The 20,387-nt window shown below is 70.9% G+C and carries 16 protein-coding genes; 4 read left to right on the top strand and 12 right to left on the bottom strand.

From position 1 onward, the window contains the following. Positions 1-28 precede the first annotated feature (28 nt). The 3 genes from ABGB12_RS31355 to ABGB12_RS31345 all read left to right on the top strand — a co-directional run bounded on the left by ABGB12_RS31355 (position 29) and on the right by ABGB12_RS31345 (position 4,560). Positions 29-1,672: a glycosyltransferase gene (locus tag ABGB12_RS31355; RefSeq protein ID WP_347683514.1), complete on the top strand. Its 1,644-nt coding sequence runs from the start codon at positions 29-31 to the stop codon at positions 1,670-1,672. Beyond that, positions 1,669-2,568, top strand: a complete 900-nt coding sequence (locus ABGB12_RS31350) for a glycoside hydrolase family 16 protein (RefSeq protein WP_347683512.1) — start codon at positions 1,669-1,671, stop codon at positions 2,566-2,568. Before ABGB12_RS31355 ends, ABGB12_RS31350 begins: the two co-directional genes overlap by 4 nt. Positions 2,569-2,664: 96 nt before the next feature. Then, the gene (locus ABGB12_RS31345) at positions 2,665-4,560 is read left to right on the top strand and encodes a carbohydrate binding domain-containing protein (protein ID WP_347683510.1); all 1,896 of its coding nucleotides are present in this window, start codon (positions 2,665-2,667) and stop codon (positions 4,558-4,560) included. A 46-nt stretch (positions 4,561-4,606) separates the two neighbouring features. Here ABGB12_RS31345 and ABGB12_RS31340 read toward each other — a convergent pair whose 3' ends face one another. The 8 genes from ABGB12_RS31340 to ABGB12_RS31305 form a co-directional block, all read right to left on the bottom strand. Further along, a complete protein-coding gene (locus tag ABGB12_RS31340; RefSeq protein ID WP_347683509.1) occupies positions 4,607-5,887 on the bottom strand; it encodes an amidohydrolase in 1,281 nt (426 codons plus the stop codon). A gap of 55 nt (positions 5,888-5,942) precedes the next feature. Continuing rightward, entirely contained in the window at positions 5,943-7,109 is a 1,167-nt protein-coding gene (locus ABGB12_RS31335) for a glutamate--cysteine ligase (protein WP_347683508.1), read from the bottom strand. 272 nt (positions 7,110-7,381) lie between these two features. Further along, positions 7,382-8,122, bottom strand: a complete 741-nt coding sequence (locus ABGB12_RS31330; RefSeq protein WP_347683506.1) for an ABC transporter ATP-binding protein — start codon at positions 8,120-8,122, stop codon at positions 7,382-7,384. Further along, entirely contained in the window at positions 8,119-9,075 is a 957-nt protein-coding gene (locus ABGB12_RS31325) for a hypothetical protein (protein ID WP_347683505.1), read from the bottom strand. The genes ABGB12_RS31330 and ABGB12_RS31325 overlap by 4 nt, the downstream gene beginning before the upstream one ends. A gap of 9 nt (positions 9,076-9,084) precedes the next feature. Then, on the bottom strand, positions 9,085-10,326 hold the full coding sequence (locus ABGB12_RS31320; RefSeq protein WP_347683504.1) for an ABC transporter permease: 1,242 nt from the start codon (positions 10,324-10,326) through the stop codon (positions 9,085-9,087). A gap of 112 nt (positions 10,327-10,438) precedes the next feature. Further along, a complete protein-coding gene (locus ABGB12_RS31315) occupies positions 10,439-10,888 on the bottom strand; it encodes a hypothetical protein (RefSeq protein WP_347683503.1) in 450 nt (149 codons plus the stop codon). A 262-nt stretch (positions 10,889-11,150) separates the two neighbouring features. Then, positions 11,151-11,282: a hypothetical protein gene (locus ABGB12_RS31310; protein WP_347683501.1), complete on the bottom strand. Its 132-nt coding sequence runs from the start codon at positions 11,280-11,282 to the stop codon at positions 11,151-11,153. A gap of 300 nt (positions 11,283-11,582) precedes the next feature. Then, on the bottom strand, positions 11,583-12,518 hold the full coding sequence (locus tag ABGB12_RS31305; RefSeq protein ID WP_347683499.1) for a LysR family transcriptional regulator: 936 nt from the start codon (positions 12,516-12,518) through the stop codon (positions 11,583-11,585). A gap of 134 nt (positions 12,519-12,652) precedes the next feature. Here ABGB12_RS31305 and ABGB12_RS31300 point away from each other — a divergent pair, with 134 nt between their 5' ends. Further along, the gene (locus ABGB12_RS31300) at positions 12,653-13,921 is read left to right on the top strand and encodes an MFS transporter (RefSeq protein WP_347683497.1); all 1,269 of its coding nucleotides are present in this window, start codon (positions 12,653-12,655) and stop codon (positions 13,919-13,921) included. Between the two features lie 257 nt (positions 13,922-14,178). Here ABGB12_RS31300 and ABGB12_RS31295 read toward each other — a convergent pair whose 3' ends face one another. From ABGB12_RS31295 to ABGB12_RS31280, 4 genes are all read right to left on the bottom strand, one after another. Continuing rightward, positions 14,179-15,084 (bottom strand): alpha/beta hydrolase, encoded by a 906-nt coding sequence (locus ABGB12_RS31295; protein WP_347683495.1) that lies wholly within the window; start codon positions 15,082-15,084, stop codon positions 14,179-14,181. 377 nt (positions 15,085-15,461) lie between these two features. Beyond that, entirely contained in the window at positions 15,462-16,433 is a 972-nt protein-coding gene (gene meaB, locus ABGB12_RS31290) for a methylmalonyl Co-A mutase-associated GTPase MeaB (RefSeq protein ID WP_347683645.1), read from the bottom strand. Beyond that, on the bottom strand, positions 16,426-18,603 hold the full coding sequence (gene scpA, locus ABGB12_RS31285) for a methylmalonyl-CoA mutase (protein WP_347683493.1): 2,178 nt from the start codon (positions 18,601-18,603) through the stop codon (positions 16,426-16,428). The genes meaB and scpA overlap by 8 nt, the downstream gene beginning before the upstream one ends. Continuing rightward, positions 18,600-20,345, bottom strand: coding sequence for a methylmalonyl-CoA mutase family protein (locus ABGB12_RS31280; protein ID WP_347683491.1), 1,746 nt, complete (start codon positions 20,343-20,345; stop codon positions 18,600-18,602). Before ABGB12_RS31280 ends, scpA begins: the two co-directional genes overlap by 4 nt. Positions 20,346-20,387 lie beyond the last annotated feature (42 nt).

The raw sequence follows: 20,387 nt of genomic DNA, 5'->3' as shown, positions 1-20,387 counted from the left end.
CGCGCCGGACCAGAAGAGCCGTCTCCCCTTGACCGCACCCCGCCCCCAGCTCGCGCCCTCCGTGCCCGCTCGGCTCATCAGCCTCGCGGCCTTCCTGCTGCTCGCGTTCGCCGCCCTGCGGTACGCGACGCCGCGGGAACTCACCGTGCTCGGCTACATCCTGCTCGGGCTGCTCTCCCTCAAGCTCGTCCTCTCCCTGTGCTACCGCCCGGTCCCGCTTCCCCAGGGCCACCGGACCCGGCTCGACGCCGCCGTGATCGTGCCGATCTACAACGAGGACCCCGAGATCCTCCGGCGCTGCCTCGACACCCTCATGCGCCAGTCCGCGCCCGCGCGCACCGTGATGGTCGTCGACGACGGCAGCTCCAGCGAAGACGCCGCCCGGGTCGCCGTGTCGATGATCGAGCCCTTCCAACGGCACGGCATCCGGCTGCTGGTGCTGCGCCAGCCCCGCAACATGGGCAAGCGGGAGGCGCTCGCCCGCGGCTTCCAGACCGTGCCGCAGGCCGACGTCTACATCGGCGTCGACAGTGACACCGTCCTGGAGCGGGAGGCCTTCGCCCAGCTCCTGGCCCCCATGGAGGCCGACGAGAAGGTGACCGGGGTGACCGGCATGGTGCTGGCCTCCAACTACAGGACCAACGTCCTGACCCGGCTGATCGAGCTGCGTTACGCCAACGCCTTCCTGTACGAGCGGGCCGCGTACTCCATGCTCAAGACGGTCCTGTGCTGCTGCGGCTCACTCGCCGCCTACCGGGGCTGGGTCGTGCACAAGTACCTCGACGACTTCCGCACCCAGAAGTTCCTGGGCCAGCCCGCCGTCGTCGGAGACGACCGCAGGCTCACCAACTACTGCCTCCTGGAGGGCGAGGTCCTGCTGCAGAGCAGCGCCCTGGCCGAGACCGCGGTGCCCGAGCGGATGAACCACTACCTGCGCCAGCAGTCCCGCTGGAACCGCTCGTTCTTCCGCGAGACCCTCTGGTGCCTCAAGACCTTCCCGACCCGCCGCCCGATGGGTTTCCTGCTGTCGGGGATCGAGGTCTCCACCTGGCTGGTGTTCACCGCCACCCTGCTGTACTCGCTCCTCCTCCACCCGATCCTGACCGGTGAACTGCTGATCGCCGAGTACTGCGCGATGATCGTCTGCTTCGGCTACCTGCGCTCCGTCCGCTACCTGGACCTGCCCCGGCCCGGCGTCGGCTTCCTCGAGAAACTCGGCATCTTCCTCATGGCCCCGCTGTACGGGTTGATGCACATCGTGCTGCTGCTGCCCATCCGGGTGTTCTCCCTGCTCACCCTGCGCACCGCCTCCTGGGGCACCCGCTCCACTGTCGAGGTGGCCGCCGAACCGTCCGGCCCGATTCCCGGTCCGCGGCCGCAACAGCCGCAGCAGCCGCTCCCGCCGCTCCCCCAGAGGCAGCAGCACGTCCGGGTCGGCCAGACCCCCCGCCCCCACTCCCACCGGCGCCGGCCCCTGGAGCACACCGCGACCCTCTCCGGTTCACCGACGGTCACCCGGCCCGACTCCAGCGTCAGGCCCCCGGTCCCGGCCCCGGCCCCGTACACCGCCGCCCCCGCGCAGTACGCGCAGCCGTCCGGCTCTCCGCTCAGGACCAGGACGGAAGGCCTCACGGAGCAGCCGCGGAACGGTTCCTGGAGCGAGTCCCGTTGAGCAGGAAGAAGAAGCGGGGCTCGCAGTCGCAGCTCCTCGTGGCGCTCCTCGCCGGTTCTGCGCTGGCCGCCGGCACGGTCGTCCACGTGCGGGACGTGGAGACCGTGCGGCAGCAGGCCGAGCCGCAGCCGGCCGTCGACCCGGACTCCGTCCAGCCCGCGGACGGCGACTGGAAGCTCGTCTGGTCCGACGAGTTCAACCGGAAGGGCCTGCCGCACTCCTCCAAGTGGTTCGTCCAGACCGGCGACCGCAACGGCTGGGGCGTCGGCGGCCTGGCCTACTACGACCCCGAGCAGGTCCAGATGAACGGGCAGGGCCAGCTGGACGTCACCGCCGTCAAGGACGGCTCCGGCCAGAAGTGCTGGTACGGCCCCTGCCAGTACCGTTCGGGACGGCTGCAGACGTCCGGGCGGTTCACGCACACCTACGGCCGGTTCGCCGCCCGCGTCAAGTTCCCCACCGGCAAGGGCGTCTTCCCCGCCTTCTGGCTGCAGACGATGAACGCCTCCTACGGCGGCGAGCGGTACGGCGAGATCGACATCGCCGAGGTCTACGGCCTGCACAACCGCGACATCCTCGGCGCCGCCCACCAGAAGAAGAAGATGAAGGACACCCGGGTCGTCCTGGACACCCCGCTGCACGAGCAGTACGTCACCGTCGGCGTCGACTGGACCCCGCAGGGCGTCCGCTGGTGGACCGGCGATGACCAGAAGACCTTCGGGAAGATGAAGAAGTACCCGAACTGGTCGCTGGACCAGCCGATGCAGATGATCCTCAACCTCCAGATCGGCGGCGACTGGCAGGGCCCGCCCGACGGGAACACCGTGTTCCCCGCGGTCATGAGCGTGGACTGGGTACGGGTGTATATGCAGAAGGAAGCGGCTTCACTTCCTTAACGTCCGGTTCCGTCCACCCGCACCTCCTCGGGTCGCTAGCATTACGCCGCGGCTGGTTACGCTCATCGTCTCCGCATACCCCCGAGGTGACTCCCTATGCGACCCTTCGAACCCGGCGATCCCGGACTCGTCGGCGGGCTCTGGCTCAGCGGACGGCTGGGAGAGGGTCCGCTCGGCGTGGTCTTCCTCGGACAGCAGACCGACGGGACCAAGGTCGCCGTCAAGCTGCTGCACGCCCACCTGACCGAGGACCCCGCGGTCTGGGAGTCCTACCAGCGGGCGATGGAGGCGCTCACCCGCCTCTCCGTCCCGCACACCGCCCGCGCCCTGTCCACCGGGCTGGTCGGCGCCCGGCCCTTCCTCATGTCGGAGTACGTCGAGGGCATCCCCCTGCCCGACATCCCCGAGCCCTTCTCCGCCGCTGAACTCGAACGGCTCGCGGTGCGCACCGCCACCGCCCTGGCCGGGCTGCACGCCGTCGGGATCCCTCACGGCGCGCTGCGTCCGTCCAACGTCATCATGAGCGCGCAGGGCGCCGTCCTCACCGACTTCGGGATCGCCCCCGGCGGGGAGTCGGCGCTCGCCGCCGACCTCCCCGACTGGGCGCGGCTCATCGAGGCCGCCGCGGGCGGACAGGAACTGCCGCCCCGGCTGCGCACCCTCACCGAGGCGTGCCTGTCCGCGGTGCCGCCGTCCGCCGCCGAACTGCTGCGCCAGCTCACCGCGCCCACCTCCGACCCGGGCGTGACCGTCGCCGAACTCGCCGCGCCGCCCGCGGCCTTCGGCCGCCCGGCGCCCGCCCCCGCGGAAGAGGCCCCGGAAACCTCCGAGACCGGCCCGCAGGAACCTCCGGTCGTCTTCGGAACCAGCCCGCAGGAGCCCCCGGCCGTCTTCGGAACCAGCCCTCAGGAACCTCCGGTCGTCTTCGGAACCGGCCCTCAGGAATCCGAGCAGCCGCGGGCCGAGACCGTCCCGCCGCAGCCGGAGGAGCCTCCGGCCCCTCAGATCGAGCTGATGGTCACCGCCTTCGACTCCCCGCTCGGCTCTCCGGCGGGCGGAGAGACCTCGAATCCCCTCGTCGCGGAGCCCGCCGCGCCCGCCGACCAGACCATGCTCGACCCCGTCGTCTCGCCCGCCGCCTCCGGCTGGGCGATGGAGACCCGGGTCGAGCAGCTGCCCGGCGCCCCGGGCTCCCCTGCCGCCGAGGCTCCGCCGATGCCGCCGCCTCCCGCCGGCTCCCCGTTCGACGCTCCCCCGCCGTGGGCGGGAGAGGGCTCGGACGGGCGCGGCGCCAAACGCCCGCTGCTGGTGGTGGCCGCCTCGGTGACCGTGGCCCTGCTGCTCGTCGGCGTCTTCGCGGTGACCAGGGGCGGCGGGGAGGGCGACCCCCAGCCCGTCGCCGCCAAGACGGGGGTGCCCCCCACCGAGCAGGTACCCCCCACTGAGCAGGCGCCCCCGACCGAGCAGCCCTCCGGTTCCCCCTCCGGCTCCCCCTCCGCCCCGGTGAAGTCGCAGAAGAACGCCGGCTCCCCCCTACCGAAGCCTCCGAAGCCCTCGCCGAGCCCCACCAAGACCAAGAAGCGCAAGCCGCCGCAGAACCTGCTGGCCAACGGCGGATTCGAGGGCGGATTCGGCAAGTGGCTGCCCCGAGCGGTGGCCCTCCTCGGCGCGAAGGACGCCCACTCGGGCAAGAACGCGGTCCTGCTGCAACCCGGCAACGGCTACGACTCGGCCGTCGAGTACGTGGTGACCGGCCTCAAGCCGAACACCACCTACCAGGTGGTCGGCTGGGTGACCTCCAACGCCGGCGCCACCTTCATCGGCGCCAAGGACTTCGGCTCGGCCGCCAAATACGTCAGTTCCGGCTCCAAGAAGTGGACCCGGCTGAGCGCCGAGTTCAAGACCGGCAAGAGCACCACCGCCCGCATCTACTGCTGGCGGCAGACGCCCGGCACCGGCGCCTGCGACGACCTCGCCCTCTACCGGCGCTGAGGAAGGACGAAGCCCGGCGCCCTCGGCGCCGGGCCCTCCTCGCCCGTCAGGCGCGGGAGTCCTCCAGATCGGTGGGGACGCCCGATCCCGGCAGCTCGCACAGCGCGGTCAGCACGGTCGCGACGAGGATCTTGACTCCGACCGGGATGCAGGACTCGTCCACGTCGAAGTCACCGCGGTGCAGGTCGTACTCGGGGCCGCCGGGGGTGCGCACGCCGAGCCGCCCGTAGGCGCCGGGGATCGACTCCAGGTAGTAGCCGAAGTCGTCGCCGCCGAGGCTCTGCGGCGCGGTCACCACCTTGTCGGTCTCCAGCACCAGGTCCCCGGCGTCCTTGAACATCTGGACGCTGACCTGGTCGTTGACGGTCGGCGGCACGCCCCGGACGTACTCCAGGGAGGCCTCCACGTCGTAGGCGCCCGCGACGGAGTGCAGCAGGGACCGCATCAGCTCGGGGGCGCGGTGCCAGGCCTCGTCGTCCAGGCAGCGCACGGTGCCCTCGGCCAGCCCCTGGTCGGGGATGGCGTTGGCGACCGAGCCCGCGTTCATCCGGCCCCAGACCAGACTGAGGCTGGAGCGGGGGTCCACCCGGCGGGACAGCGCGGCGGGCAGCTCGGTGACGATCTTCGCCAGCGCGTAGACGAGGTCCGCGGTCAGATGCGGCCGGGCGGTGTGCCCGCCAGGCCCGTTGACCTTGACGTAGACCTTGTCGCAGGCCGCGGTGATCGGACCGGTGCGCACGCCGAGCTGGCCGACCTCGAACTTGGGCTCGCAGTGCAGGCCGAAGATCCGGTTCACGCCGACCAGGCCGCCCGCCGCCAGGATGTCCAGCGCCCCGCCGGGGTTCTCCTCCGCGGGCTGGAACAGCAGCCGCACCCGGCCCGGCAGCAGGCCGAGGGCCGCCTGGCGGGCCAGGAACAGCCCGGCGCCCAGCACGACCGTGGTGTGCACGTCGTGCCCGCAGGCGTGGCTCAGGCCGGGGATCGTCGAGGCGTAGGGCACGTCCTTCTCGTCCGGCAGGGGCAGGGCGTCGATGTCGGCGCGCAGCGCCACCGTCGGGCCGCCCTCGGACCCGATGTCGCAGATGACGCCGGTCCCCTTGGGCAGCACCCTCGGTTCGAGGCCGGCCTCCTTCAGCCGCTCCACCAGCCGTTCCGTGGTACGGAACTCGGTGAATCCGAGCTCGGGATGCATGTGCAGATCACGGCGGAACCCGATCAAATCGTCGGTGTGCTGGTCGAGGAAGGCCGCCAGTTGCTTGCGCAGGTCTGGATCCTCTTCCACCGGTGGGTCCAGGGACGGCATCACCCCTGGATGAGTCTGCGTCATGTGCGCCCCCTCAGGCGTGGCACTTCTCGTCGTATCGGTCTGTTCGGGGGGCTCCTCAGGTCGTCCCTGCATGGACCACCTCCCGTGGGCCGACGAACCTGTTCTCCGCGAACTCCATGATCGTCGCGGAGACGACGTCCTCCAGGCTGCCGCCCTCGGCGCGGATCGCGCGCTGGCGCTCGTAAGGGGCGCCGTGTTCCAGGACTTCGCCGATCACCTTCAGCTCTTCGGCACACCCCAGGCGGTCGGCCACGGGTGCGAGCTCGGAGGCGAGTTCGTACAGCTCGTCACGGAGCGGCGCGGTACGTCCGGAGTCATCAGTGATGATGATGGCGTCGAGCCCGTATCGGGTCGCTCGCCATTTATTATCGCGGACAACCCACGTCGCCGGGCGCGGAAGCGCATATCCGCGATCGATTTGCTGCTCGAAAAGCGTGACGAGGGACTGACACAACGCAGTAACCATCCCGACTTCCCGTATTGTCGGGATCCCGTCGAACATGCGCACTTCAACCGTGCCGAAGTCCGGATGCGGACGGATGTCCCACCAGACCTCCTTGATCGACCGGATCGTCTTGGCCCGCAGCAGAGTGTCCATGTAACCCTCGAACTCGCCCCAGTTCTCCAGGGAGTGCGGGGGCCCCGCGGTGGGCAGCGAGCCGAACACGATCGAGCGGCTGGAGGCCAGCCCGGTGTCATGCCCCTTCCAGAACGGGCTGGAGGCGGTCAGCGCCAGGAAGTGCGGAAGGTAGGCCGAGAGCGCGTTGATGATCGGGATCGCCTTGTCCTGGTCGGTGACCCCCACATGGACGTGCACGCCGAAGGTCTGGATCCGGCGGGCCAGCCACTGCATCTCCTCGATGAGCTCGGCGTACCGCTGGATCGGGGCCATGACCGCGTCCCGCCAGTCGCTGACCGGGTGGGTGCCGGTGCAGGCGAGCTGGATGCCGCGCGGCGAGGCGGCCTCGCGCAGCTGCGCGACCGAGGCCGACAGGTCGGAGACGATCTCCGAGACCGTGAAGCAGGGGTCGGTGACGACCTCGATGGTCGACTCCATCAGCTCGTGCCGCAGCTTGGTGAACTTCCCCTCACTGAGCTGAGGGACGTCGGCGAGCACCTGCCCGGCGTCCTGCCGGAGCAGCCTGCTCTCGGTGTCGATGAGCTGGAGTTCCCACTCCACTCCCAGGGTCGCGCCGCGAGACGGGTTGAAGCGAATGGTCACGGCAACCTCCGTAGACAATCCTTGCAGGTCGATGCGGAGCCCGTGGCGCGATCCGGCCGGCCTGCCCGCGGTCCCGGACCCGGAACCCAGCCGACCCACCCGGCACCGTCGCCAGACTGTCTGCCCGATCTACGAGGTTTCTACTCGGTCACCGTCCTCAGCAGGACAGAGATCACTCAGCGCCGCCCCCGTACCGGCTTCGACCTCTTCCCCAGCCTATCGACCCCGTCCCCCGGAGGAAATCGCGGTCGACGACCGGCGGAGAGCCAAGTTCACGCAAGATATCTGTATAAGCGCTGGTCAAGCGAGATTATTTCCGCCTCCGAGCGATCGGCGTACAGGCGGCCGGCGTCCAGCGTGTAGACCCGGTCGGCGCGGCGGGCCAGGACGTGGTCGTGGGTGACCAGGATGAGGGCCCTTCCGTCCTCGCGGGCGGTGGCGAACAGCAGGTCCATGACCTGGGCGGCGGTCACCGGGTCCAGGGCGCCGGTGGGCTCGTCGGCGAGGATGAGGCGGGGGTCGCGGATCAGGGCCCGGGCGATGGCCACCCGCTGCTGCTCGCCGCCGGACAGCTCCGAGACCTTGGAGTGCAGGCGCTCGGCCAGGCCGACCCTGCGCAGGGCCGCGTCGGCCAGCGCGTACCGGCGCCGCAGGGACCGGCCTCCCTCGTAGAGCAGCGGAACGGCCACCTGCTGGCGGGCGGAGCGGCCGGTCAGCAGGTTGAGCTGCTGGAAGACGAAGCCGATCGCCTTCCCGCGCAGGGAGGCCCTCTCCCGTTCCGGGAGTGTCGTCGTCTCCTTCCCGAAAAGGGAGATCCGCCCTTCATCCGGGCGTTCCAGCAGGCCCAGGGCGTTGAGCAGCGTGGACTTGCCCGCGCCCGACAGGCCGACGATCGCGATCGAGCCGCCGCTCGGGACGGTCAGCGAGATGTCGTCCAGGACGGTCAGCGGCTCCTTCCTTCCCCTGAGCTTGAAGCGCTTGGTGACCCCGGCCAGTTCCACGGCGGGCGTCACGGGCGTTCCCTCGGCTTCTCGGGCCCGGAGAAGGCCTCGTCCCCGGGAGCGAGGTCGAGGATCTTCTCTCCCGCCTCCAGCCCGGACTTGATCTCGACCTTCTCGCCGTCGTTCAGGCCCAGCTCGACCTCGCGGCGGGAGCGCGCGCCGGACTCGTCCACGACCGTCACCCAGCCGGAGTCCGCCTGGCCGAGCACCGCCGCGAGCGGGACGACCGGGACGTTCTTCGCCTGGTCCGTCAGGACCGACATCTCGGCGGGCAGGCCGGGGAAGACCTTGCGGGACTCGGGGACCCGGCAGACGACCTGGACCTCCGCCTTCTCACCGCCTCCCGCGCCGTAGGAGATGAGCGGGCAGGAGAACGGAGCCGGGCCGTGGTCGATCTTCAGCTTGATGCCGCGCGGCTTGTTGTAGAGGCGGTAGATGTCCTTGGTCTCGACCGCCGCCACCGCCCGGAACCGGCCCCGGTCCACCGAGAAGGCCGCTTCGCCGGGGCTGACCTGGGAGCCGACATGCGCCTGCATGTCCTTGACCTTCCCCGCGGCGGGAGCCGTCAGGTACACCTTGACGGGCTTGACCGGCTTGGGCTCGGCGTCCGGCTTCGTCGGCGCCTTCGGCTCGGGCGTGTACTCGAACACCACGACGGTCTCGCCCTTGTTCACCCGCCGGCCGTTCTTCGCCAGCACCTGGACGACCGTCCCCGGCTTCTCCGGCCGGGCCTGCGTCGGCGGGTCGGCCTCCACGGTCGCCTTGAGCACCAGCCGCGAGACGATCGTCCCCTCCGCGACCTTGATCACCTTGGGCTCGAGGTCCGGCACCGGCACCGGCTCGGCCGCCGGTGCGGGCGCGGCGGCCCCGTTGTTCGCCAGGTAGCCCGTTCCGAAGACCACGGCGGCGACCGACAGCAGGATCGTCGCCTTCCCCGCGCGGTTTCCCCAGATTCCCAGTGCCATCAGATCTCCTTAAGCCCGGATCGCCCGGATGACGGATCGCTGCATCGCCCGCCAGGCCGGGATCAGCCCCGTGAAGACGCCCACGCAGACCGCCACTCCCAGCCCCAGCAGGGCCGCCTCCCAGGGGAAGGAGGTGTCGATCCCCTGCTGCACCCCGAAGTACCTCGTCATCAGGAGGTGCAGCGCCTTGCCCTGCACGAGGTAGCCGGCGAGCACCCCGGCCAGCCCCGCGCCGAAGCAGACGATCAGCCCTTCGAGCAGGACGGTCAGGAAGAGGTCGGGTCCGGTCGCGCCGAAGCAGCGGTGCACGCCGAACTCGCTGCGCCGCTGCCGGACCGCGAAGATCCCGAGCACCACCACCGGGAGGGAGCCGAGCATCAGCATCGCGGCCATGACGCCCAGCAGCAGGAGCTTGAGCTTGTCACCGATCACCACGAAGTTCCCGAAGTTCTTCTCCAGGTGGACACCCTCGGCGCCCCACTTCGGCGCCTCCTTCTTGAGCCGCGCGGCGGTGGCCGCGCTGTGCTCCGGCGCCACCCTCACCTTGAAGGACGGCTGCATGGAGGAGAGCCCCATCCGCAGCACCGACTCGGCGGGCAGGAAGATCCGCGGCGGCATCCCGCCTCCCCCCATTCCCCCGTCCTCGCCCTCGACGACGCCCACGATCCGGATCTTCTGCCAGACGTCACCGACCGCGAACTCCATCCGCGTGCCGATCGCCGTCCCCGGGCTCATCCCGATCCGCCGCACGAACCCCCGGCTGACCACGATCGACGGCTCCAGCCGCGTGTCGTCCGCGGCGTTGAACCACCGTCCCGCCACCACCGGAACGTCCTGGATCTCCAGCAGCCGGTAATCCGTCCCGGTCAGGAAGAAGTCCGGCATGCCGTTCCTCGGCTGCGACTTGAGCACCTTGCGCCCGCCGACGCGGATCTGCGCCTCACCAAGATCGACGTAGGGGCTGTGCACGATCCCGAAGCGCCGGAGCGACTTCTGCATTTCCCGCAGCGACTCCACGGGCACCCCGGCCGGCCCCATGTCCCGGAAACCGGGATAGAGCATCATCGTGCCGGGGCGTCCCATCTGCTGCTCGAACAGCTCGCGCGCCACCTGCTGGGTGACCCCGCCCACCGCGGCGACCACCGTCACCGTCGCCACCAGGCAGGCCACACAGAATCCGGAGAGAAGGACGCGGATCTTGCCGACCCAGATCTCCGCGAGCGCGGACAAGAACATTCCCCTGATCGGCATCACAGCCTCCTCAGGTCGAAGTCCAAAGATCATCGACCATCGGCCATTCCCCCCACAAGGAGAATCTCAGGTGATGCAGATCACACCCGATGTCTCATGAAAGACCGCGCCCTCACCGCTGACGGAAATAGGCCGTGGCCGAGGGCGTGCACAGGAGCAGGAACGTCACCGATCCCAGGAACAGCAGCGGCGAAAAGAACACCAGCTCGACGAGAGCCCATTCCTCGTTGCTCGGGGTACACCCCTCGGGCGGGCAGTCGGCGGAAAGTGTGCCGTACCAGAGCGCCCCGAGGCACAGCAGTTCCAGCCCGAGCGCCGTCGCGGTGCCGACCAGCCCGTTCCTGCGCGTCCCGACCTCACCGGCCTTGAAGAGAAGCGAGGAGACGAACATCCAGAAGGCCGCTACCGCCACGAACAACGCCGCAAGGGACACGAACACGTTCCCGAGCAGACTGCTCGCCACCAGGGCCCCGAACCCCGCGAGCAGCAGATGAACGAACGCCGTGACCACCGCGACGACCACCGTCCACGGACGCCTCCGCCGCAGAACACCCTGATGCATAACATTCCCCCAGAGCCGCTTTTCTCTATGCGATTCCGTGGCGGACGGCCTGGTTCACGCACGCCTCGCAGAATCGGCTCATAACGCCCCTTCCGATAGGCCCCGGTTCTCCCTGTGATTCTGGAGGGAACGGAGTGGTTCATGCGCTCAACGCCGTCCAAACGGCGTCGGGGCACAGGCCCAGGCCGACGTGGCCGGCGAAATCCTGCCGCGGCCCGGCGGACAGGTGCGCGCCCGCCCGGATAAATGCCGGACTTCAGGTTCACCCCTCTCCTCGTCCGCCGGCCGGCGCGCCCGGCCAGTCGATGTCGTGTGATCGGATCCGTGAGGCCAGCGTCCTGACCCAGGCGGTCTCGGCGGTGACGACGGTGCGCCAGTAGACCGTTTCGAGCATGTGCGCCTCCGCCACACCGTCGGGCCGGTCCCGCAGGGCGGCCGGTTCCCCGTCGAGCCGGTCGGCGCGGCTCTCCAGGAGGGACGCGGCGTGGTCGGCCGGGAGGACCCCGCATAGGCGACGGCCATGACGAAGTCCGCGGAGGCGGCCTGCCCCTCGCGCAGATGCGAAGCGAGTCCGTAAGCGTGCGACGGCTGCTCGATCAGAAGTCCGAGCAGCGGCAGCAGGCTGTTCCGTGAAGCGTCCAAAGGCACCGGCGCAACATATAGACGTATACGCCTAATTCTAAGGCGAAGCCGTTCAGCGCGGGGTCACCCAGTCCGGCGCCCAGGTCCCGGCGGCGTCGTGGGCGGCCGTTGCGGCGGCGAGGTGGGCGCGGAGGGCGGCCAGCGCCGGGTGGGGGTTGTCGCGGTGCCAGAGGAGCGAGTGCGGGTAGACGGGCGTCGGGTCGGTCACCGGGATGCGGCGCAGGTCGTGGCCGACGGGCCAGACGAGGCGCATGTGCTCGCCCATGAAGGTGGCCAGGGCCGGGGTGTCGGCGATGGTGTCGAGGAGCGCGTCGGAGCCGAAGTTGGGGCCGGTCGCCTCGATGGTGAGGCCGAACTCGGCGACGAGGTCGTCGTAGTAGGCGGCCCACTCGGTGCCGGGGACGATGCCGGGCATCCAGATCCGGTGCCCGGCGAGCTGTGCGACGGTCACCGACCGGGCGCCCGCCAGCGCGTGAGCGGGACCGGTGAGAAGCTGGAGCGGCTCGTCGAGTACGCGGACGGTCTCGATGTCCTCGGGAAGGGGACGGCCGGGCACGGCGACGGCGCGGAAGGACGCGTCGATCGCACCGGACCGGAGGGCTGCGACGGCCGTCTCGATGTCGAACAGCATCAGCACGTCGAGCTCGATCTCGGGGTACGCGCGGTGGAAACCGCGCATCAGGCCCGACGCCGCGCTGCGTGAGGCGAGCACGTCGACGCGCAGCGGACGGCGGCCGGGGCGTACGGACGCGACCGCGCGCTCGGCGACGCGCAGCAGCTCGCGCGCGTGGGGCAGGAACGCCTGCCCGTCGATGGTGAGCCGGGCGCCGCGCGCAGTGCGGGTGAACAGCCGCACGCCGAGGTCGCGCTCCAGCGCGGCGATGCGCTTGGAGACGGCCTGCTGGGTGACCGCCAGCTCGGCAGCGGCCTCCTGGAACTGGCCCGCGTCAGCTGCGGCGACGAAGGTCCGGACGGTGTCGAGGTCCATGCCGACACCCTATGGACACAACCATTGGTTGTGTCCGGGCGGCCCTGTGGTTGTTTGACCCCTGTTAGTAGTGCTCGCTTTGATGCTTCTGATCGCGAATCGGTTGTACAGCTGAGTGACGAGGGATGGCGGGCATGAAGAGCGGGCATTGGCCGGGACGTCTGCTCGGACCGCGGCTGGGACGGCGGTTCGGGTGGCTCTGGGCGGCGTACGGGACCAGCGAGCTCGGCACGTGGCTCGCCTTCGGCGCGTTCCCGCTGATCGCCGTCCAGGTGCTGCACGCCGGCCCGGCCGAGGTCGCCGCGCTCGCCTCCGCGGGGGCCGCGGTGGGCGCGGCCGTGGCGGTGCCGCTCGGCCCGTGGGTGGAGTTCCGCAGCAAGCGGCCGGTGCTGATGGCGATGGACCTGGTGCGGTTCGCGGCGCTGCTGACGATCCCCGCCGCGTTCGCGCTCGGCGTGCTCACCTTCCTCCAGCTCCTGCTGGTCTCGGTCGTCGTCGCGGCGGCCGACATCACCTTCCGCGCCGCCTCCGGCGCGTACCTGAAGACGCTGCTGCCGGCCGAGGACCTGCTCGTCGCCAACGCCCGATTCGAGTCCACGACCTGGACGAACACGATCATCGGACCGCCGCTGGGCGGCGCGGCGATCGGGCTCTTGGGCCCGGTGGCGACGGTGGTGGCCGACGCGGTCAGCTACCTGCTCTCAGCCCTGGGCATCCGCGCGACGGGCGGGCACGAGCCGCGGCCCGAGCGCCGGGAGGCCGCGCGCATGCGGGCCGTGGACCTGCTCGACGGCTGGCGGTACATCCTCGCCGACGCGACGCTGCGCCCGCTGTTCTTCAACACCGCCCTGTTCAACGGCCTGGTGATGGCCACCCAGCCGCTGCTGGCCGTCCTGATGCTCGGCACGCTCGGGTTCGCACCATGGCAGTACGGCCTCGCCTTCGCCGCGCCCGCGATCGGCGGCCTGCTCGGTTCGCGGCTGGCCCGGCCGCTCGCCACCCGGTTCGGGCAGCACCGGGTCCTGGTCGTGTCCGGGACGCTGCGCGCCGTCTGGCCCGTCGGCCTGGCCTTCCTGGGCCCGGGCACCGGAGGGCTGCTGCTGGTGATGGGCGTGGAGTTCGGGCTCATCCTCTGCTGCGGGGTCTTCAACCCCGTCTCCGCCACCTGCCGCCTCGAGCGCACCCCGACCGACCGGGTCGTCCGCACCCTGTCCGCGTGGTCGGTGACGACCAAGGCCACGACCGCACTCCTGACAGCCGTCTGGGGCGTGCTGGGCAGCCTGCTCGGCCCGCGTACGGCCATCGGCCTGGCCGGCGTGCTCCTGCTGGCGACCCCGCTGCTGCTCCTCCGGCAAGACCACACGCCACAGCCCGAGCCGGAACCGGCTCGTAGCCGCACATGACACACCGAGCAAGGAGAACACCCGCATGAGCCCCGCCGCCGCGCTCGACCCCGCGCACACCGCTCTTCTCGTCATGGACTACCAGCCCGGGATCCTGGCCTTTCTGCCCGGCTCTACGTCCTGTCCGACGGCGTCGCCGACCCCGACACCGAAGTCCACGACGTCCTGCTCCATCGCGTCTTCCCTTCACGGGCCCGCATCATCGACACCGCCGGGCTGCGCACCCTGCTCCAGGCCGGCTGACCCGAACCAACGTATTACGTCTCATCGCCAGGCCCATCGAGGGCGATCCCGTGGTCGTGCGGCGGCACCGCGCTCTCGGCGGGCGCCAGGAAGTCGGTGATGCTTCGGCGGAGACGGGCCGGGGCGTCGAGCCAGGGGAAGTGGCCGGCGGCGGGGACGACGTCGAGTCTCGCGTTGGGAAAGAGGGCGGCGATCTCGGCGGCGATCCGGGGCAGGGGGCCGCTGTCGAGTTCACCCGCCACGACCAGGACCGGTGCGTTGAGGGAGGCGATGGCCTCGCGGGTCGCTGAGGGATCGAAGGCGGCCGGGGAGGCGTAGAGGGCGGCGGCCTCCTCGTTGGTCTGCCCGGCTTCGACGGCGGCGTGCGCTCGGGCCGCGTCGTCCCACCGGCCGTAGAAGAACGGGGCCGCCGCGTCGAAGTCCTCGTCGTCCGCCGTTCCGCTCCAGAGGGCGTCGAACGCGGGCCGCGCCCGCGGGTACCAGGGTTCGGCGGTCCGGAGGCCGGCGGCTTCCAGCCGGTGGCCGGTGGTGAAGTCGACGCCCAGTGCCCTGCCTCGGGCCGTCAGCAGGACGAGGCTGCGGACCCGCTCCGGGTGGCGGGCCGCGTACAGGATCGCCAGGTCCCCGGCTGCGGAGTGCGCCAGCAGGTCGATCCGCTCCAGGCCCAGATGCAGGCGGAGCCCCTCGACGTCGTCGACCTGCCGGTCGCAGCGGTAGGTCGTGCGGTCGGCGGGGACCGCGGAGCCTCCGGTGCCCCGCAGGTCGAGCTTCACCAGGCGGCGGTGGGCCGCCAGGCCTCCCAGGTCACCGAGATAGGCCGACGCCCTCATCGGCCCGCCGGGCAGGCACACCAACGGTTCGCCCTCCCCTTCCAGGTGATAGGCGAGCCGGGTCCCGTCGGCGGAACTGAAACCGCTCATAACGTGATCATGCCCGAAACCCGTGGAGACGCCGTGACCGGACGGGTCAGAATTCGCGGGTCGGCAGGGCGCCTTCGAGGGGGGCGGGAAGATGATCTCTCCATCCACCAGCTCCGCGCGGAAGCCCGGCATCACCTCAAGAGCTGCGAACGCCGCACGCAGATCGTCACGGACGACAGGTGACTCGTCCGGCATCGCCGTCATCGAAGCTCACCTCGCGGTCTCGGCAGCGGTGGCACCTGGACCCAAATCTACGTGCCCGCGGTGGGCATGCCCGGAGAACGAGGCCACCGCGACGGCCGGGCGACGTCTCACGGCGTACCGCGTGTGCCGCATTCGGCCGGTGCCTGCGCGGCTCATGCTCCTTGCGGTGAGGGTCACTCGCCGGAGAAGGCCTTGAGGATCTGGTCGGCGGCGGTGGACGGGGGGAGTTCGCCGTCGGCGACCCGGCGTTCCAGTTCCGGGGCCAGGGACTGGACGGCGGGGTGGGTGCGCAGGGCGTGCAGGAGGCGGTCTTCGACCATCGCCCAGGTCCAGCGGATCTGCTGGGCGCGGCGGCGGCGCTCCAGTTCGCCGGACTCCCGGAGGGCGTCCTGGTGGGCGAGGATGTGGTCCCAGACGTCGGCCAGGCCGGCGCCTTCCAGGGCACTGCATGTCAGGACCGGGACGGCCCGGCCGGAACCGCGCAGGAGGCGGAGGGCGCCCGCGAGTTCACGGGCCGCCTTCTTGGCCTCCAGGGCGTGGTCGCCGTCGGCCTTGTTCACCGCGATCACGTCGGCGAGTTCCAGGACGCCCTTCTTGATGCCCTGGAGCTGGTCGCCGGTGCGGGCGATCGTCAGGAACAGGAAGGAGTCCGTCATCTCGGCGACCGTGGTCTCGGACTGGCCCACGCCGACGGTCTCCACCAGGATCACGTCGTAGCCGGCGGCCTCCATGACGACCATGGCCTCACGGGTGGCCTTGGCGACGCCGCCGAGCGTCCCGGCCGTCGGGGACGGGCGGATGAACGCGTTCGGGTCGGCCGACAGGCGGGCCATGCGGGTCTTGTCGCCCAGGATCGAGCCGCCGGTCCGGGTGGACGACGGGTCGACGGCCAGGACGGCGACCTTGTGGCCCTTGCCCGTCAGATACGTGCCGAGGGCGTCGATCGTCGTCGACTTGCCGACGCCGGGGACGCCCGTGATGCCGACACGGCTGGCGTTCCCGGCGTAGGGGGTGAGCTCGGCCAGGACGGCCTGGGCGAGCTCCCGGTGGTCGGGCCGGGTGGACTCCACGAGCGTGATCGCGCGGGCGATCCAGGCTCGGGAGCCCTCCCGGACCCCTTTCACATAATCCTTGACGTCAGGCATGGCCAAGGCTGGCGGACAGCTCCTTCAGCAGATCGACGGCGGCCTCGGCGAGGACCGTGCCGGGCGGGAAGATGGCCGACGCCCCGGCGGCGCGCAGCTCGTCGAAGTCCTGCGGCGGGATGACGCCGCCCACGACGATCATGATGTCGTCGCGGCCGAGGTCGGCCAGCGCGGCCTTCAGAGCGGGCACCAGGGTGAGGTGACCGGCGGCCAGGGAGTTGACGCCGACGATGTGCACGTCGGCCTCGACGGCCTGGCGGGCCACCTCCTCCGGGGTCTGGAACAGCGGGCCGACGTCGACGTCGAAACCGAGGTCGGCGAAGCCGGAGGCGATCACCTTCTGGCCCCGGTCGTGGCCGTCCTGGCCCATCTTGGCCACCAGGATGCGGGGGCGGCGGCCCTCGGCCTCGGCGAACTCGTCGGTGGCCTCACGGGCGTTCTCGATCGTGGACACGGCTCCGGCCTCCTCCCGGTACACACCGGAGATGGTACGGATCGTGGCGGAGTGCCGTCCGTAGACCTTCTCCAGCGCGTCGGAGATCTCGCCGACGGTCGCCTTGGCGCGGGCGGCGTCGATGGCGAGCTTGAGCAGGTTGTGCTCCAGGTCGGCGACCTGGTCGGCCCCGGCGGCGGCCGTGAGGGCGTCCAGCGCGCGGGCGACGGCCTGCGGGTCGCGCTCGGCGCGCAGCCTCTCCAGCTTGGCGATCTGCTGGGCCCGGACGGAGGCGTTGTCGACCTTGAGGACGTCGATCAGCTCGTCGACGTCGGGACGGTACTTGTTGACGCCGATCACCGGCTGGCGGCCGGAGTCGATGCGGGCCTGGGTGCGGGCCGCGGCCTCCTCGATGCGGAGCTTGGGCAGCCCCTCGTCGATGGCCTTGGCCATGCCGCCGAACTTCTCGACCTCCTGGATGTGCTCCCAGGCGCGGGCGGCGAGGTCGTGGGTGAGCTTCTCCAGGTAGTACGAGCCGCCCCACGGGTCGATGGTGCGGGTCGTCCCGGACTCCTGCTGGAGCAGCAGCTGGGTGTTGCGGGCGATGCGGGCGGAGAAGTCCGTCGGCAGCGCCAGGGCCTCGTCGAGGGCGTTGGTGTGCAGCGACTGGGTGTGGCCCTGGGTCGCGGCCATCGCCTCGATGCAGGTGCGCGCCACGTTGTTGTAGACGTCCTGGGCGGTCAGCGACCAGCCGGACGTCTGGGAGTGGGTGCGCAGCGACAGCGACTTGTCGGACTTGGGGTCGAACTGCTTGACGAGCTTGGCCCACAGGAGGCGTCCGGCCCGCAGCTTGGCGACCTCCATGAAGAAGTTCATGCCGATCGCCCAGAAGAACGACAGGCGCGGCGCGAACGCGTCGATGTCCAGGCCCGCCGCCTGTCCCGCCCGGATGTACTCCACGCCGTCGGCGAGGGTGTACGCCAGCTCCAGGTCGGCCGTGGCTCCGGCCTCCTGGATGTGGTAGCCCGAGATGGAGATCGAGTTGTACTTCGGCATCTTCTGCGAGGTGTAAGCGAAGATGTCGGAGATGATCCGCATCGAGGGGGTGGGCGGGTAGATGTAGGTGTTGCGGACCATGAACTCCTTGAGGATGTCGTTCTGGATGGTCCCGGCGAGCTGCTCCGGCGCCACCCCCTGCTCCTCGGCGGCCACCACGTACAGGGCCAGGATCGGCAGAACGGCACCGTTCATGGTCATCGACACCGACATCTTGTCCAGCGGGATCCCGTCGAACAGCTGCCGCATGTCGTAGATGGAGTCGATCGCCACACCGGCCATGCCGACGTCGCCGGCCACGCGCGGGTGGTCGGAGTCGTAGCCGCGGTGGGTGGCGAGGTCGAACGCGACCGACAGGCCCTTCTGCCCGGCCGCGAGGTTGCGGCGGTAGAAGGCGTTGGACTCCTCGGCGGTGGAGAACCCGGCGTACTGCCGGATCGTCCACGGCTGGGTCGCGTACATCGGCGCGTACGGGCCGCGCAGGAACGGCTTGATGCCCGGGAACGTGCCCAGGAAGTCGAGCCCGGACAGGTCGGAGGCGTCGTACAGCGGCTTGACGTCGATGCCTTCGGGCGTGTCCCAGGCCGGGCGCTCCCCGGCCGCCTCACGCCACTGCTTTTCGAGGACGTCCGGCGCTACGGGCTCGCCCAGCGGGACGTCGGAGAAGTCGGGGATGCTCATACCGTCACTCCCAGGTCCCGAAGGGTCCCCTCCAGGATCTCGATCGCGTTGCACCCGGCGAAGACGTTGCCGTCCACCCCGGTGTACTCGCCCTTACCGGCCAGCCAGACCTTGACCGCGCCGCGCTCCTTCAGCGCCTCGGCGGCGGCCTCGGCCTGCTCGGCGTACAGCTTGTCGCTGGAGCAGATGACCGCCACGCCGCCGTCGAACTCCTCGGGCGCGCCGGTGACCGTCTCGATGCCGCCCGCCTGGAACAGGTTGGCGGCGAACGTCGCCCGCGCGGTGTGCACGGCGATGGGGCCGAGCGTGGCCAGGAAGACCTTCGGCCGGACGGGCTGGGCGTCGGACAGGTCGCGCAGGGCCTCGTAGTCCTGCGCGTAGGCGCGCTGCGGCAGCCCTCCGCTCAGCGGAGCCGGGGCCTCTTCGCGCTCGGGCAGTTCCTCGTTCAGGTTCGGGAACTCGCTGACGCCCGTCAGCGGCGCCTTGCGCCGGGCGAGGTCCTTGCGGCGCTTCTCCCAGGTGGCGGAGAGTTCGCGCTCGACCAGCCCGGACTCCAGCGCCGCGGCCAGGCCGCCGGCCTTCTCGATGTCGGTGAACCATGTCCAGGCGGCCTGGGCGAGCTGCTCGGTGAGCTGCTCGACGTACCAGGAGCCGCCGGCCGGGTCGACGACGCGGGCCAGGGAGGACTCCTCCAGCAGCAGCGTCTGGGTGTTGCGGGCGATGCGGCGCGAGAAGGCGTCGGGCAGTCCGAGCCGGGCGTCGAACGGCTGGACGGTCACCGCGTCCGCGCCGCCCACTCCGGCGGCGAAGCACGCGACGGTCGTGCGCAGCATGTTCACCCACGGGTCGCGCCTGGTCATCATCGCGCTGGACGTCACCGCGTGGATCCGCGCGGTGGTGTCGGACACGCCCGACAGCGAGGCCACCCTCGTCCACAGGCGGCGCGCGGCGCGCAGCTTGGCGATGGTGAGGAACTGGTCGGCGTGCGCGGCGTAGCGGAACTCCAGCTGCCCGGCGGCCTCCTCGACGCTCAGGCCGGCCTCGGTCAGCTCCCGCAGGTAGGCCACGGCGGCGGCGAGGACCGCGCCGAGCTCCTGGGCGTCGGAGCCGCCCGCGTCGTGGTAGGCGGTGCCGTCCACCGCGAAGGTGCGGATGCCGGGGAACTCGGCGGCGACGCGCTGCGCCAGGTCGACCGGGGTCGGGATGGTCACGCCGGTGCGCGCGGCCAGGCCCAGCGGGTCGGCGCCCAGGTTGCCCAGGGACTCCGGCCCGGCCAGGGCGAGGAACGCCTCGGCGGCCTGCCGGGTCTGCGGGCCCGCGTCCAGGACGATCGGCGCGAGCTCGGTGTGCACGCCCTTGAGCACCTCGCCGAGCGCCGCGACGGGGATGCCCGCGCTGCCGAGGGTCAGCCACACCGAGGTGGCGCCGTTCTCCAGGTCGGTGAGGATCGCCTCTCTGGTCCGTTCCGGCAGCGGATCCGCGTGTCGCTGCCTCACGTCCCAGCCCGCCGGGTTCTCGTCACCGTCGCGCGGGGCGGTGGCGAACGGACGGGAGGCGAGTGCCTCGTCCGCGGTGTAGAGGGGGGCGATAGGGACCCCGTCGTAGGACCGCCTTGTGAGCAGTTCCTCGACGGCGTCGAGAGGGGTGTCTTCGGTGGCGGCTCCGGACTTGCGGAGTACGCCCTTCAATAGCTCCCGCCAACGCTCGCGCTCGGCTTGGGGGAAGGCAGCAGCCAACTCCATGGAAGGGATGGTAGGCGAGCCCTTACTCGAGGAGTGCGACCG

This window comes from Actinocorallia sp. B10E7 (genome assembly GCF_039871655.1).
Classification (GTDB): Bacteria; Actinomycetota; Actinomycetes; order Streptosporangiales; family Streptosporangiaceae; genus Actinocorallia.
This window is presented reverse-complemented; position numbering and strand designations above follow the sequence as displayed.

What these genes read in the sequence shown, in the direction of transcription:
- ABGB12_RS31345 (WP_347683510.1), top strand. Translation starts at nt 2,665, where the DNA reads ATGCGACCCTTCGAACCCGGCGATCCCGGACTCGTCGGCGGGCTCTGG.
- ABGB12_RS31340 (WP_347683509.1), bottom strand. Translation starts at nt 5,887, where the DNA reads ATGACGCAGACTCATCCAGGGGTGATGCCGTCCCTGGACCCACCGGTG.
- ABGB12_RS31325 (WP_347683505.1), bottom strand. Translation starts at nt 9,075, where the DNA reads ATGGCACTGGGAATCTGGGGAAACCGCGCGGGGAAGGCGACGATCCTG.
- ABGB12_RS31320 (WP_347683504.1), bottom strand. Translation starts at nt 10,326, where the DNA reads ATGCCGATCAGGGGAATGTTCTTGTCCGCGCTCGCGGAGATCTGGGTC.
- ABGB12_RS31315 (WP_347683503.1), bottom strand. Translation starts at nt 10,888, where the DNA reads ATGCATCAGGGTGTTCTGCGGCGGAGGCGTCCGTGGACGGTGGTCGTC.
- ABGB12_RS31310 (WP_347683501.1), bottom strand. Translation starts at nt 11,282, where the DNA reads ATGCTCGAAACGGTCTACTGGCGCACCGTCGTCACCGCCGAGACCGCC.
- ABGB12_RS31305 (WP_347683499.1), bottom strand. Translation starts at nt 12,518, where the DNA reads ATGGACCTCGACACCGTCCGGACCTTCGTCGCCGCAGCTGACGCGGGC.
- ABGB12_RS31300 (WP_347683497.1), top strand. Translation starts at nt 12,653, where the DNA reads ATGAAGAGCGGGCATTGGCCGGGACGTCTGCTCGGACCGCGGCTGGGA.
- ABGB12_RS31295 (WP_347683495.1), bottom strand. Translation starts at nt 15,084, where the DNA reads ATGAGCGGTTTCAGTTCCGCCGACGGGACCCGGCTCGCCTATCACCTG.
- meaB (WP_347683645.1), bottom strand. Translation starts at nt 16,433, where the DNA reads ATGCCTGACGTCAAGGATTATGTGAAAGGGGTCCGGGAGGGCTCCCGA.
- scpA (WP_347683493.1), bottom strand. Translation starts at nt 18,603, where the DNA reads ATGAGCATCCCCGACTTCTCCGACGTCCCGCTGGGCGAGCCCGTAGCG.
- ABGB12_RS31280 (WP_347683491.1), bottom strand. Translation starts at nt 20,345, where the DNA reads ATGGAGTTGGCTGCTGCCTTCCCCCAAGCCGAGCGCGAGCGTTGGCGG.